This window comes from Phenylobacterium sp. RIFCSPHIGHO2_01_FULL_69_31, from assembly GCF_001824475.1.
In the GTDB taxonomy this organism is placed as follows: Bacteria; Pseudomonadota; Alphaproteobacteria; order Caulobacterales; family Caulobacteraceae; genus Phenylobacterium.
Genome location: NZ_MHXN01000037.1, coordinates 59,424 through 72,843 on the forward strand (window position 1 = coordinate 59,424; position 13,420 = coordinate 72,843).

Here is a 13,420-nt window from a genome sequence, read left to right on the forward strand (position 1 = left end):
GATCATCTCGCCGCCGCCCTGGTAGGGTGGAAGCGCGGCCAGTCGCTCGGCCTTGCCATAGAGGATGCCGATGCCGGTGGGGCCGTACAGCTTGTGGCCCGAGAAGACGTAGAAGTCCGCGTCGATGTCCTTCACGTCCACGGGCTTGTGGACGATGGCCTGGCAGCCGTCGAACAGCACCAGAGCGCCGACGTCATGCGCCATGCGCGCCAGCGACTTGGCGTCGTTGATGGTGCCCAGGACGTTGGACATGTGGCTCAGCGCCACAACCCGGGTCTTCGGCCCCAGCAGGCGCTGGTAGGCTTCCAGGTCCAGGGCGCCGTCGTCCGTGACCGGCACGAACTTCAGCACCACGCCCTTGCGCTCGCGCAGGAAGTGCCAGGGCACGATGTTGGCGTGGTGCTCCATCTCCGAGAGCACGATCTCGTCGCCGGGGTGCAGCGTGGCGCCGAGGCCCGCCGCGACCAGGTTCACCGCCTCGGTGCCGCCCTTGGTGAAGACGATCTCGTTCTCGTGGGCGCCGATGAACGCCGCGGCCTTCCGGCGGGCCGCCTCGTAGGCGTCGGTGGTCTCGTTGGCCAGGGTATGGAGGCCGCGATGGACGTTTGCGTAGGAGTATTCCATCGCATGGGTCATCGCCTCGATCACCGCCCGCGGCTTCTGCGCTGAGGCGGCGCTGTCGAGATAGACCAGCGGCTTGCCGTGCACCTGGCGCGACAGGATCGGGAATTCGTTGCGGACCGCTTCGGCGTCGAAGGCCATGGTTAGCCCCTCAGCCTTTCGCCGATCCAGGCGCGGGCGATCTCTCGGGCGGCTTCGTGGCCGATCCGGTCGACGACCTCGCCGATGAAGGCCTCGGTCAGCAGGGCGCGGGCCTCGTCCTCGGGAATGCCCCGCTGGCGGGCGTAGAACAGGGCGTCGTCGTCCAGGGCGCCCACCGTGTTGCCGTGCGCGCAGGAGACGTCGTCGGCGTAGATCTCCAGCTCGGGCTTGGCGTCGACCTCGGCGCGATCCGACAGGATCAGGGCGTGGTGACCCATGCGTGCGTCGGTGCGGTCGGCGCCCTCGGCCACGACGATCTTGCCCTGGAACACCGCCCGGGCCTGGTCGCGGACCACGCCCTTGGTGAGCTGCTGGGTGGTCCCGTCGACCGCCTGGTGGGTCACCGCCGTGGTCAGGTCGGCGTGGCGCTTGTCGGCCAGCAGATAGACGCCGTCGAGGCGCAGATCCGCGTGACCGCCGGGGTGACGGACCACCGTTTCCAGCCGCTGGCGGCGCGCGCCGGAGGTCAGGACGCTTTGCGCGAAACGGGCGCCCGGGGCCAGGTCGACCTCGGCCTGACTCACCGTCACGCCCTCTGCGCCGTCGGACGCCAGCACGATGCGCTCCACGGCCGCGTCCTTGCCCAGGCTCAGCATCAGGCCCGTCTGGCTGAGATAGCCGCCGGCGTCGCCTTCGTAGCTCTCCAGGATCGTCAGCCGTCCCGCGACCTCCACGTCCACGGAGATGCGGGCCGCGTGGGCGCCGTCGCCGCGGGAAACGATGCGGAGAGCCACGACCTTGGACTCGCCGGGCTCGACGCCGATGTGCGCCGCGCCGCGGCCATTCGCGACGACCAGCACTTCATCGGCCAGGGCGTCGAACGGTCCCGCGTGCAGCGCGGAGACGTCCAGCTCATCGGAGGGCGCCGGAACCTGCCGGATCAGGCCGCGTAGGTCGGTCCAGCGCCAGGCTTCGTCGCGCTTGCCGGGAAGCTCGGCGGCGTCCCGGGTGCGTATGGCGGAGACGACGCTCAAGCGGCCCTCGCGTACTTGTCGTAGCCTTCGCGCTCCAGCTCCAGCGCCAGGTCCGGCCCGCCGGTGGCGACGATGCGGCCGCCGGCCAGCACGTGGACCTTGTCGGGTTTGATGTAGTCGAGCAGGCGCTGGTAGTGGGTGATCACCAGCATGGCGCGGTCCGGCGAGCGCAGGGCGTTGACGCCGTCGGCCACGATGCGCAGGGCGTCGATGTCGAGGCCGCTGTCCGTCTCGTCGAGGATCAGGAAGCGGGGCGACAGCATCGCCATCTGGAAGATCTCCATCCGCTTCTTCTCGCCGCCGGAGAAGCCGACGTTGAGGGCGCGCTTGAGCATGTCGAAGTCGATCTTCAGCTCGGCGGCCTTGGCGCGGGCCAGCTTCAGGAACTCGGGGGCCGTCACCTCCGGCTCGCCGCGGGCCTTGCGCTGGGCGTTGAGCGCCGTGCGGATGAAGGTAAGGGCCGGAACCCCCGGAATTTCCAGGGGATATTGGAACGACAGGAAGACGCCCTTGGCCGCCCGCTCGTTGGGTTCCAGGGCCAGCAGATCTTCACCCTCGAGGGTGACTTTGCCGGCCGTAACTTCGTAGCCGCTGCGGCCGGTCAGGACGTAGCTCAGCGTCGACTTGCCGGCGCCGTTCGGCCCCATGATCGCGTGCACCTCGCCGGCGGGCACCTCCAGGGAGAGCCCTTTGAGGATCTCCTTGTCCTCGACGGCGGCGTGCAGGTTGGAAACGGACAGCATTCTAGCGGGCCTCATCGGCGAGGAACTGGGCCATGACCTTCAGCGCGTCCTCGACGCTCTCGACGGTCTCCTGTTTGCGGGGCGTGCCGGAACCCGGCGCGCCGCCGCGCTTGTCGGACAGCGTGACGCTGGCCTTGCCGCCCTCGAAATAGGCGGCGATGCGGTAGTTCGCGTGGTCGACCGAGACCGTATAGCGGCGGACGTCCGCGCTGAGGTTCCGGCCAGCCAGGAAGTCGCCGTCGGCGGTGACGGCGGCGTGCAGCGCCTGGGCGCCCTCGAGATCTGCCTCCTGCTGCCGCCGCTCGGCCTCCTCCCGGGCGCGGCGCTCCATCTCGCGACGCGCGAACTCGGTTTCGAACGCGTCTTTCAGCGTCAGAACCCTGGGCTTGCGCGTCCGGGTGGTCACAGCTCCACCGCCTTCTTGTCCTCGATCTTCTCGACGACGCGCACGTCCGCGCCGCTGCCGTGGGCGAAGGCGTAGGTCTCACCACTCTCGTCCAGGTAGCATTCGAGATCGAACAGGCCCGACTCAGGGTCGAGCAACGTGATCGCCGTCGCCCGCGTGCCCGCGGGGATCTCGGTCGGGGCCGGATCGCAGTTGCCCGCCGCGGTGGAGGCCAGGGCGCGCATCAGCACGACCCCGTCCCACTCGCGCAACATGTTGCCCTCGGCGTCGACCGCCGTCTGCTCGCCCTCGTAGGTCGGCCGCCCCGTCATCCCACACTCCCCTCTAGCGATATGGCCACCAGCTTCTGGGCCTCTACCGCGAACTCCATGGGCAACTCTTGCAGCACGTCCTTGACGAAACCATTGACCAGCAGTTGCACCGCCTCTTCCTGCGAGAGGCCGCGCTGCATGGCGTAGAAGAGCTGGTCCTCCGACAGGCGGGTCGTGGTCGCCTCGTGCTCGAACTTCGACTGCCCGTTGCGGGCCTCGATGTAGGGCACCGTGTGAGCGGCGCAGTGCTTGCCGATCAGCAGGCTGTCGCACTGGGTGAAGTTGCGCGCGCCCTTGGCCTTGGGGTGGGCCGAGACCAGGCCGCGGTAGGTGTTGGACGACCTCCCCGCGCTGATCCCCTTGGAGATGATCCGCGAGCGGGTGTTGGCGCCAAGGTGGATCATCTTGGTGCCGGTATCGGCCTGCTGGCGGCCGTTGGTGATGGCGATGGAATAGAACTCGCCGGAGCTCTCGTTTCCGCGCAGGACGCAGGAGGGATACTTCCAGGTGATCGACGAGCCGGTCTCGACCTGCGTCCATGACACCTTCGAGCGGTCGCCGCGGCAGTCCGCGCGCTTGGTCACGAAGTTGTAGATGCCGCCCTTCCCGGTCTCCGGATCGCCCGGGTACCAGTTCTGGACGGTTGAATATTTGATCTCGGCGTCGTCCAGGACGACCAGCTCGACCACGGCGGCGTGAAGCTGGTTCTCGTCGCGCATGGGGGCCGTGCAGCCCTCCAGGTACGAGACGTAGGCCCCCTTGTCGGCGATGATCAGGGTGCGCTCGAACTGGCCGGAATTCTCGGCGTTGATCCGGAAATAGGTCGACAGCTCCATCGGACAGCGCACGCCCGGCGGCACATAGACGAAGCTGCCGTCCGAGAAGACCGCCGCGTTCAGGCAGGCGAAATAGTTGTCGCTGACCGGGACCACCGAGCCCAGGTACCGGCGCACCAGTTCCGGATGCTCGCGGATCGCCTCGCTCATGGAGCAGAAGATGACGCCGGCCTGGGCCAGCTCCTTCTTGAAGGTGGTCACCACGCTGACGCTGTCGAACACGGCGTCGACGGCATAGCGGGGCGCGCCCTCGACGCCCGCCAGAACCTCCTGCTCGCGCAGGGGGATGCCCAGCTTCTTGTAGGTTTCCAGCAGGTCGGGGTCGACCTCGTCGAGGCTCTTGGGCCCCTCCTTCTTCTTCGGCGCGGCGTAGTAGTAGCTGTCCTGGTAGTCGATGCGCGGGAAGCTGACCTTGGCCCAGTCGGGCTCTTCCATGGCCAGCCAGCGCTCGAAGGCGTCCAGCCGCCAGGCCAGCATCCACTCCGGCTCGTCCTTCTTGGCCGAGATGAAGCGGACGATGTCGGCGTTCAGGCCCTTGGGCGCGAAGTCCTGCTCGATATCGGTGACGAAGCCATGCTTGTACTTCTCGAGCGAGGCGACGTGTTCGACGGTCTGTTTGACGGCGGCCATCAGGCGACCTCCCCGACTGGGCTGGTGGGGCGGCGGGCGACGTGGCGGGCGTGAGCTTCCAGCCAGGCGTCGGCGAACCGGGTCCAATCTGCTTCCGTGGTGTCCCAGCCGCCACTGACGCGGATCGCCGCAGGGGCCAGGTCGGCCTGGCCCATGGCGACCAGCACGTGGCTGGCCTTCACCTTGCCCGACGAACAGGCCGAACCGGCGCTGACCATCACGCCGGCAAGGTCCAGGGCCATAAGCTGGCGGTCGGCGTCCCAGCCGGGCGTGGCGACGCAGAGGGTGTTGGCCAGGCGCGGTTCGCCTTCGCCCAGCACCACGGCGCCCGCCGCCTTCAGCCGCGCGGCCGCCGCGTCGCGCCACGCGGGATCCCCGACTCCGGACACCGCCTTAGCCGCCGCGCCGAAACCGCTGATTCCAGGGATGTTCTCGGTCCCCGCGCGCCGGCCGCGTTCCTGGCCGCCGCCGTGCTGGATGCGCACCATGGTGGCGCGGGGGCCGAAGGTCAGGGCGCCCACGCCCTGCGGCCCGCCCATCTTGTGCGCGGAGATCGACAGGGTGTCGGCGCCCAGGGCGCGGCTGTCGATCGGCATTTTGCCGGCGGCCTGGATCGCGTCGACGTGCAGCCAGCCGTTCGCCGCGCGGACCAGTTCCGACGCCTCGGACACCGGCTGGATCACGCCGGTCTCGTTGTTGGCCAGCATCAGCGCCACGAAGGGGCGCCCGTCGCCCTCGTCCCAGGCGGCCAGCCGCTCACGCAGCCAGGCGAGGTCGGCCACGCCGCTCGCGTTCACCGGCAGGTATTCGACCGCGGCGTCCGAAGCCTTGGCCGTCTCCAGGACGCTGTCATGCTCGATGGCCGAGACGATCAGTCGCCGCGAGCCGGTCGCGACGGCGCTCAGGATGGCCAAGCCGTTGGCCTCGGTCCCGCCGCTGGTGAAGATGACCGTCGAGGCCGGCGCGGCGATCAGGGCGGCGACGTCGGCCCTCGCCTGCTCCATCACCGCCCGCGCGGCCCGTCCGGCGGCATGCACCGACGACGGGTTGCCGACCGCCTCCAGGGCGCGGGTCACCGCCTCGACCGCCTCGGGGCGGACGCGCGCGGTGGCGTTGTGGTCGAGATAGAGGCTCATGCGGCGCGACGCAGCCTCCCGCCGATGACGTCCGCAAGGCTCACGGAGGCCAGGTAGTCTTCGATCTTGTCGCCCAGGTCGGCCCAGAGGTCGTGCGTGAGGCAACGCTCACCACGGATCATGCAGCCCTGCCCCGCCTTCTCGCAGCGCGTGGCGCGCAGGGGCTCGTCCACCGCATGGACGATCTCGGCGATGGTGGTGGCGGAGGCGTCGCGGGCGAGGCGGTAGCCGCCCCCCGGCCCGCGGGCGCTCTTCACCAGGCCCTTGCGGCGCAGGCGGGCGAACAACTGTTCCAGATAGCTCAGCGAAATCTCCTGCCGGGCGGCGATATCGGCCAGCGCCACGGCGCGGCAGGCGTCGCTTTCGCGGCGCGCGAGGTCGGCCATCGCCATCACGGCATAGCGGCCTTTCGTGGAGAGACGCATGGTTTTGACCCAATGCAGTTTTCGCGCGCATCCGGCGGCGCCTATGTTATTAGCCCGGCCTCGCTCGAAGCGGGGTCGCGCCGGATGGCAGCGACTTAGGAAGACCGACTAAAACAGTCAAGTATTCTAGGCCAAGGAAGAGGGTCGAATGCCAGAGGTGGTTCTGACCGGCGCAGCCGGGCGGATCGAGGGGCGCTACTCCCAGGGCAAGAGCGAGACCGCGCCGGTCGCTCTGATCCTGCACCCGCACCCCAAGGCGGGCGGCCAGATGAACAATCCGGTGGCCGTCCAGCTCTTCCACCTGTTCATGAAGCGCGGCTTCTCGGTCCTGCGCTTCAACTTCCGCGGCGTCGGCCGGTCCCAGGGCGAATTCGACGGCGGCATCGGCGAATTGGCCGACGCGGCCACCGCCCTGGACTGGCTGCAGTCCACCAACCCCGCGGCTTCGCAGTGCTGGGTGGCCGGCTACTCCTTCGGGGCCTGGGTCGGCATGCAGCTCCTGATGCGCCGGCCGGAGACCGACGGCTTCATCTCGGTCTCGCCGCCGACCAACGCCTACGACTTCTCGTTCCTGGCCCCCTGCCCGGCCTCCGGCCTGATCCTGCACGGCCAGAATGACACCGTGGTGCCGCCGATCGACGTGGAACGCGTCGTCTCCAAGCTGCGCACGCAGAAGGGCATCGTGATCGACTACGACGTGGTCGAGGGCGCCAGCCACTTCTGGATGGAGAACCTGCCGGACGTGGAGCGCCGCGTCGGCGACTATCTGGACAAGCGCCTGGCGGCGAACCCGGCGTAACCGGTGGCCACCGCGCAGGAAGACGCCATCCGCGCGCGGCGGAAGCTGACCAACAAGCTGATCGCGGCGCATGAGGCGCAGCGGCTGCGGCCGTTCTTCCTGGCCGACGTGAAGCTGATCGTCGGCGACGGCGCCCTGGTCCTGGGCGTCGATGCGGTCATCGAAGCCTTCGCCGCCCAGTTCGCCGATCCGGCCTTCAAGGCCTATGTGCGGGAGACCGAGCGGGTCTGCCCGGATGCCGAGGGCCAACGGGCGGCCGAGCACGGCGCCTGGGTCGGCCGCTGGGCCGACCATGAGATGTCCGGAACCTACCTCGCCGTCTGGCGCAAGATCACTGGCCAGTGGGCCATCGAGAGCGAGCTCTACGTCACCCTGCGTTAGAACCAGCGGCGCTGGGTTCGCTCCAGCGCCTCCGCGACCTCGGCGACGAAGGCGACCGACCGCCGATCTGCGTCTCCGGGAACCAGGACCCGGTCGCGCGATCGGTCGGCCGGCCGCCAGGAGGAGGCCTGGGCAGCGGCTGGGGTAAGGCCGCTGGACGTGGGGGATGTCGGCTCGTCCATGACTGCAGGATGCTCGCCGCCCGTGCAGCGACGGCAGGCCGCCGTGTGGAGATTTCGTGCAGTCAGTCGGCGCGCGGGAGCGTCACCCGGAACGTGGCGCCCCGTCCGCCGTCCACCAGTTCGATGCGGCCATGGCTGGCGGCCAGGAGCGAGCGGGCGATGGACAGGCCCAGCCCCGTGCCACCCTCGGCGCGTCGGCTGGTGAAGAAGGGTTCGAACAGGCGCTCGCGGTCCGCCTCTGGCACGCCGGGGCCGTCGTCGGACACGGTGAGCACCACCTCCTCGTCCGCCACGACGGCGGAGACCTTTGCCGCGCCGGCGCCGGCCTGCCGCGCGTTCTGGAGCAGGATCGTCAGCACACTTTCCACCGTCGTGAGCGGCGCCGCGACAGGCGGGACCTCGCGCGGGATGTCGACGTCCACCGGAAAGCCCGCGGCGTCCGCGGCGCGCCGGGCGGGCTCGGCCAGGTCGGCCGACGCCCCCGCTTCCGGCATCGCCATGTCCGCGCGGGCTAGGTCCAGGAGCCGCGTGACCAGCTGGGACAGCCGCTCGCTGTCGCCGGCGATGTTGTCCAGGAACCGCCGGCGCTCGGCGGCCGACATGGTCTCGAAATGGTCCTGCAGCAGCTCCACTGCGCCGGTGATGCCGGCGAGCGGGGTCTTGAACTCGTGACTGACGGCGGCGGCGAAGTCGCGCAGGTAGCCGGAGCGGCGATCGATCGCCTCGGCCATGGCGCGGAAGTCCTCGTAGAGGTCTCGGATCTCGACGGCGGCCGTGCGAGGGGTGCGCGGAACGGCGCCGCCGCCGGCCACCTGCCGGGAGGCGGCGCTGAGCTTCTCGATCGGCAGGGTCACGCCGCGGGCGATGAGGCCGGAGACGACCACCAGCAGCCCCAGGATCACGCCGGCGGCGATGGCGAACTTGCCGCGGTCCTCGTACAGGCCGCGGAACAGCGCCCGCGGCGACCGCGACAGCAGCACCACGCCCTTGACCTGGTCGCCCAGGAGGATCGGCCGGGCGTGGTGCAGGCGGATGCCCGACGCCTTGCTGAGCCACTCGAAGCGGTAGAGCGGCCGGTAGTCGCCGTTCTCGCGCAGGACGGTTCGGGAGCGGCCGCCGAGCGCGACCTTGACCTCGGGCAGCGCGGAATAGTCCTCACCCTCGGGCGAGACGCCGCGCCCGTCCAGGATCACCGCGGAGGCCAGGGTCGTCCGCGTGGTCCGCTCGACCACCGGCTCCAGCGCCCGGGCCACGCCCACGGCCTGCGTATCGGGCGCCAGGCCGGCGAACGGCAGCGGCGGTCGCTCGGGGAGAACCGTGTCGCGGCTGAGGTCGATGGTGGTGAACTCGGGCCGGAAATAGCCGTCCGGCGGCTTCTCCGGCCGCGGTATCGGCGCGGGCGCGCCGGGCCATCCCACGCTGGCCATGGCCGCGATGGCCGCCCCCTGGGCCACGAGCTCGGCCTCGGTCTGGCGGACCAGGGTGTTTTCGTAGACCCTGAGCGAGATCGCCCCGATGGCGGGCATGGCGGCCGCGAAGACCAGCACGCCGAACAGGATCGTGCGCAGCCGCAGCGCCGGCCACCACCGCGCGATCAGGTCCTTCAGGCGCTCGATCAAGCCGGCTGGCCGAGGCAGGGCCCGAGGCGGTAGCCGACGCCGGCGCGGGTCTCGACCACGTCGTGGCCGCCCAGGGCTGCGAACTTGCCCCGCAGGTTGCGGACATGGCTGTCGATGGTGCGGTCGGTGATGGCGAAGCCGGGGCCGTGCAGGCGGTCGATGATCGCGTCCCGGCTGAACACCCGCGTCGGCGCGCTCATCAGGATGCGCAGGATGCCGAACTCGGTCACGGTCAGCGCCGCCTCGGCCTCGCCCCAGCGCGCGATCCAGCTCTCCGGATCGAGCTTCAGGCGGCCCTGGCTGAGGACGGCTTCGGCCGCCGGCGGCGGCGCGCTGCGCGCCCGGCGCAGGATGGCCTGGACGCGCGCGGTGACCTCGCGCGGACTGAAGGGCTTCACGACATAGTCGTCGGCGCCCAGTTCGATGCCCAGGATGCGGTCGATCTCGTCGTCGCGGGACGACAGGAAGAGGATCGGCAGGTCGCCCTGCGCCCGCAGACGGCGGCACACCTCCAGGCCGTCCAGCTTGGGCATGTTGATGTCGAGGACGACCAGGTCCGGGCGCTGCTGCTCGACCGAGGCCAGGGCGGCTTCGCCGTCCTCGGCTTCGCGGGCGGACAGGCCGGCCTTCTCCAGGGCGAAGACCAGGAGTTGGCGGATGTGCGGATCGTCGTCGACGACGAGGACCTGGGGCATGGAGCTCATGTTCCGGGGTTCGGGGTGGGCGTCAATGGCGAGGCGGCGGCCGGGCGAAGGTAGCCGTGGCAGTCCCGGCCGCGCAGATCGGGCATCGCGGGCGTCTCATAGACGTTGAGCTCGGCCCACGCGATCCGGCGCGCATCGCGCCACCGCCAGCTCCGCCAGTCCGCCTGGCGCTCGGCCACCTCGGCCATGAGCACGCGGCGCGTGAAAGCCACCCGCTCCAGGAAGGCCGGATCGTAGCCGCCGTGCTCGATCCGCGTGAGCGGGACCACGGCCGCGCCGCCGAGCGATCTCATGTAGCAGAGGTCGAGGTTCACGCCCCGGCCGCCGACCTCCCGGGCATGGCGCACGTTCCAGGCCGCGGCGATGGAGCCCAGGTCGACGATGCTGCACGCGCCAAGGACCAGGCCGGCGGCCAGCAGGTTGGCGTTGATCAGCCAGCCGGCGCTCTTCGCCCGCAGCAGCCGCCAGGTGACCAGGACGAGGCCCAAGGCGACCAGCGCCATCCAGAGCAGCGCCGCCAGGCGCATGCGGGTGAGCGAGTAGGCGTCGATGTAGTCGAGCGTGCGCAGCGCCGTGGAGGCGACGAGGAAGAGGTTCTGGGCGATCCAGACGGTAACCAGCACGCGCACCGCGCGGGAGCCGGCGGTGGCCGATCCCGGCCGCAGGAAGGCCAGCACGGACAGCCCCGCCAGGATCGCGGTCGCGATCAGCGGATAGGCGCCGCGGTGGGCGTAGTCGGCGAAGGTGACGTGTGGCGGCAGGCCCGCGCCGCCCCAGAGGAAGGCGATGTCGAGGGCGTTCTGCACCGCGAAGATGAGGTTGAAGAGCGCCAGCGAGGCGGCGACGGAAGCCGTGGTCACGCCCGGTATGCCGAGGTCGCCATCCAGCCCGGGCGTCCGAAACGTGCGACTGAGGCCGCGGGGGCGGAGCACGGCCCACACCATCACGCCCACCACCGCCCAGAAGATCAGCCGGGGCGGATCAGGCTCTCCCAGGTAGATGGCGCCCAGCTGCGCCTCGATCACCGGGTTGGCGGCGGCGAACAGGCCGAGGAACACCGCCCCGCCGACCAGCGGCAGCACGGCGCCGACGATGGCCACGGCGATCTTGACCGGGCCCCGCCGGGCCCGAGCCTTGAGCAGGGCGCGCAGATCGCACGCCGGGCCGATCAAGGCCTTCAGCCCGCCCGCGACCAGCCGCTGGGCCCAGCGCCAGCCGTCGTCGCCGGTCGGCGCGCGGGGGGCCAGGGCGGCCACGGCCAGGGCGAGCGCGAACAGCAGCCAGCCGAGGACGCTCGCCCGCTCGATCTGGAGGGCGGCCAGCAGGCCTGCGGCGGCAAGGGCGACGAGCGCCGGGCGATGGCGCCGGACCGCAGGGTTCGAAAGGCCGAGGGCGGCGGCGAAGGCCAGGCTGAAGAGGCCGAGGTTCAGCCCGACGCCAGGGGCGCCGAAGAACAGGAGATCCGCCGCGACGACGAGGCCGAGCGCGAGCGCGACCTTGATCCAGAAGCTCGGAAGCCGCGCGGGCATGTGGGACGTCCCCTTGTGTGGGGACCGTCCTAGAGCGGTTGCGTCGCGCCCTGCCCGAGCCGCCATGCGCAGGCGGCCCGGTTCATGTGCAGAGGTTGTGCAGAGGACCTAGGGCGTCAGCTCCAGCCCCTTCAGCGAGCCCTCGGCGCGCCAGTCCTCCAGCACCTTGGTGAAGGCCACCGGGCCTGCGCCGTACGAGCCGTTCTTGGCCGTCATGGCCTCGGGCTTGCCCTCGTTGTTGTAGTAGCCGGGCGTGCATTCCTTCAGGAACTGCTCGCGCATCACCGCCAGCTTCACGATGGTGTCGACCCAGGCCTGCTCGGCCTCCTCCGACGGCTCCACGACCCGGGCCTGCCGCTCCATCGCGCTCTTTACGAGGTAGGCGATGTGCTTGGACTGCTCGTTGATCATGTGGGGGAAGTTGGCGCTGAAGCCCGACTGCACGTTCGAGACGATGAAGCAGTTGGGGAAGCCGCGGGAGAGCACGCCGTGCAGCGTCTCGGCCCCGTTCTTCCACTTGTCGGTCAGGGTCTGGCCGCCCCGTCCGTACAGTTCGTAGCCCGAGCGCCGGGTGTAGTCAGTGCCGACCTCGAAGCCGGTCGCGTAGATCAGGCAGTCGACCTCGTATTCCTTGCCGTCCACGACGATGGCGTTCTCGGTGATGCGCTCGACGCCCCGGCCCTTGGTGTCGATGAGGTGGACGTTCGGGCGGTTGAAGGTCGTCAGGTACTCGTCGTGGAAGCACGGCCGCTTGCAGAACTGGTTGTACCAGGGCTTCAGGGCCTCGGCCTTGGCGGGGTCCTCGACCACCGCATCCACGCGGGCGCGGACCTGCTCCATCTTCTTGAAGTCGGCCAGCTGCATCAGCTCGGCGGGGTTCTCGACCTTCTCGCCGGCCTCGGCCTTCTTGCGGGCCAGGAGCAGGATGTTGCCGATGATGTCGGTCCAGCCGTCGTTCACCAGGTCCTTGTCGGCGAAGCCGCCGGAGACCAGGACGTTGAAGTTGTCCATCCGCTCCTGCTGCCACCCGGGCTGGAGGCTGGCGGCCCACTCCGGATCGGTGGGGCGGTTGTTGCGCACGTCGATGGACGAGGGGGTGCGCTGGAAGACGTAGAGCTCCTTGGCCCACTCGCCCAGGTGCGGCACGCACTGCACCGCGGTGGCGCCGGTGCCGATGATCCCGATCCGCTTGTCCTTCAGGCCCGTCAGGCCGCCGTTGGAGTCGCCGCCCGTGTACTCATAGTCCCACCGGCTGGTGTGGAAGCTGTGGCCCTTGAAGCTCTCGACACCCGGAATGCCCGGCAGCTTGGGGCGATGGAGGGGCCCGTTGGCCATGACCACGAAGCGCGCCCGCAGCGCATCGCCCCGGTTCGTGGAGACCGTCCACCGCGCGGCCGCCTCGTCCCAGCGCAGTTCCTTGACCTCGGTCTGGAAGAGCGCGCCCTTGTAGAGGTCGAATTTCTCGCCGATGGCGCGGCTGTGGCGCAGGATCTCAGGGGCGCGGGAGTACTTCTCGACGGGCAGGTAGCCCACCTCCTCCAGGAGCGGCAGGTAGATGTAGCTCTCGATGTCGCAGGCGGCGCCGGGATAGCGGTTCCAGTACCAGGTGCCGCCGAAGTCGCCGCCCTTCTCGATGATGCGGATGTCCTGGACGCCGGCCTCGCGCAGCCGCGCGGCGGCGAGCTGGCCGCCGAAGCCGCCGCCGATCACCACCACCTCGACCGCCTCGTCGATGGGCGCCCGCTCGATGGGCTGGACGTAGGGGTCCTCAAGGTAGTGGGCGAACTTGCCGGCGATCTCGACGTACTGCTCGCTGGCGTCGGCGCGCAGGCGCTTGTCCCGCTCGGCCCGGTACTTCTCGCGCAGTGCGTTCGGGTCGAAGCCCAGGTCGTCCGCCGCCATCGTCGTCCTCCGCCATGTTAT

At 70.1% G+C, this 13,420-nt stretch carries 13 protein-coding genes and 1 pseudogene; 2 read left to right on the forward strand and 12 right to left on the reverse strand.

Going from position 1 to position 13,420, the window contains the following annotated elements; genetic code table 11:
- The 8 genes and pseudogenes from A2790_RS19815 to A2790_RS19850 form a co-directional block, all read right to left on the reverse strand.
- Window positions 1–762: pseudogene (locus A2790_RS19815) on the reverse strand (aminotransferase class V-fold PLP-dependent enzyme); the annotation flags it as partial.
- A gap of 2 nt (window positions 763–764) precedes the next feature.
- The gene (gene sufD / locus A2790_RS19820; RefSeq protein WP_293395395.1) at window positions 765–1,796 is read right to left on the reverse strand and encodes a Fe-S cluster assembly protein SufD; all 1,032 of its coding nucleotides are present in this window, start codon (window positions 1,794–1,796) and stop codon (window positions 765–767) included.
- The gene (sufC, locus tag A2790_RS19825; RefSeq protein WP_293395398.1) at window positions 1,793–2,539 is read right to left on the reverse strand and encodes a Fe-S cluster assembly ATPase SufC; all 747 of its coding nucleotides are present in this window, start codon (window positions 2,537–2,539) and stop codon (window positions 1,793–1,795) included. The genes sufD and sufC overlap by 4 nt, the downstream gene beginning before the upstream one ends.
- Before the next feature lies 1 nt (window position 2,540).
- Complete coding sequence (locus tag A2790_RS19830) at window positions 2,541–2,945, reverse strand: hypothetical protein (RefSeq protein WP_293395401.1); 405 nt, start codon at window positions 2,943–2,945, stop codon at window positions 2,541–2,543.
- The gene (locus A2790_RS19835; RefSeq protein WP_293395404.1) at window positions 2,942–3,256 is read right to left on the reverse strand and encodes a hypothetical protein; all 315 of its coding nucleotides are present in this window, start codon (window positions 3,254–3,256) and stop codon (window positions 2,942–2,944) included. Before A2790_RS19835 ends, A2790_RS19830 begins: the two co-directional genes overlap by 4 nt.
- The gene (sufB, locus tag A2790_RS19840; protein WP_293395407.1) at window positions 3,253–4,722 is read right to left on the reverse strand and encodes a Fe-S cluster assembly protein SufB; all 1,470 of its coding nucleotides are present in this window, start codon (window positions 4,720–4,722) and stop codon (window positions 3,253–3,255) included. The genes A2790_RS19835 and sufB overlap by 4 nt, the downstream gene beginning before the upstream one ends.
- Complete coding sequence (locus A2790_RS19845) at window positions 4,722–5,858, reverse strand: cysteine desulfurase family protein (RefSeq protein ID WP_293395410.1); 1,137 nt, start codon at window positions 5,856–5,858, stop codon at window positions 4,722–4,724. The genes sufB and A2790_RS19845 overlap by 1 nt, the downstream gene beginning before the upstream one ends.
- Entirely contained in the window at window positions 5,855–6,283 is a 429-nt protein-coding gene (locus A2790_RS19850; protein WP_293395412.1) for an Rrf2 family transcriptional regulator, read from the reverse strand. The genes A2790_RS19845 and A2790_RS19850 overlap by 4 nt, the downstream gene beginning before the upstream one ends.
- A gap of 148 nt (window positions 6,284–6,431) precedes the next feature.
- On the opposite strand from A2790_RS19850, the gene A2790_RS19855 reads away from it, so the two are divergent.
- Both A2790_RS19855 and A2790_RS19860 read left to right on the forward strand, forming a co-directional pair.
- Window positions 6,432–7,082, forward strand: coding sequence for an alpha/beta hydrolase (locus A2790_RS19855; protein WP_068878039.1), 651 nt, complete (start codon window positions 6,432–6,434; stop codon window positions 7,080–7,082).
- Between the two features lie 3 nt (window positions 7,083–7,085).
- Entirely contained in the window at window positions 7,086–7,463 is a 378-nt protein-coding gene (locus A2790_RS19860; protein WP_293395415.1) for a DUF4440 domain-containing protein, read from the forward strand.
- 244 nt (window positions 7,464–7,707) lie between these two features.
- On the opposite strand, the gene A2790_RS19865 is transcribed toward A2790_RS19860, so the two are convergent.
- The 4 genes from A2790_RS19865 to A2790_RS19880 form a co-directional block, all read right to left on the reverse strand.
- Window positions 7,708–9,264, reverse strand: a complete 1,557-nt coding sequence (locus A2790_RS19865) for a HAMP domain-containing sensor histidine kinase (RefSeq protein ID WP_293395419.1) — start codon at window positions 9,262–9,264, stop codon at window positions 7,708–7,710.
- Window positions 9,261–9,959 carry a response regulator transcription factor gene (locus A2790_RS19870; protein ID WP_293395422.1) on the reverse strand — a complete coding sequence of 233 codons (699 nt, stop codon included), beginning with the start codon at window positions 9,957–9,959 and terminating at the stop codon, window positions 9,261–9,263. Before A2790_RS19870 ends, A2790_RS19865 begins: the two co-directional genes overlap by 4 nt.
- A gap of 5 nt (window positions 9,960–9,964) precedes the next feature.
- Window positions 9,965–11,497 (reverse strand): DUF4173 domain-containing protein, encoded by a 1,533-nt coding sequence (locus A2790_RS19875; RefSeq protein ID WP_293395425.1) that lies wholly within the window; start codon window positions 11,495–11,497, stop codon window positions 9,965–9,967.
- A gap of 108 nt (window positions 11,498–11,605) precedes the next feature.
- Window positions 11,606–13,399 (reverse strand): NAD(P)/FAD-dependent oxidoreductase, encoded by a 1,794-nt coding sequence (locus A2790_RS19880; RefSeq protein ID WP_293395428.1) that lies wholly within the window; start codon window positions 13,397–13,399, stop codon window positions 11,606–11,608.
- Window positions 13,400–13,420: the final 21 nt, after the last annotated feature.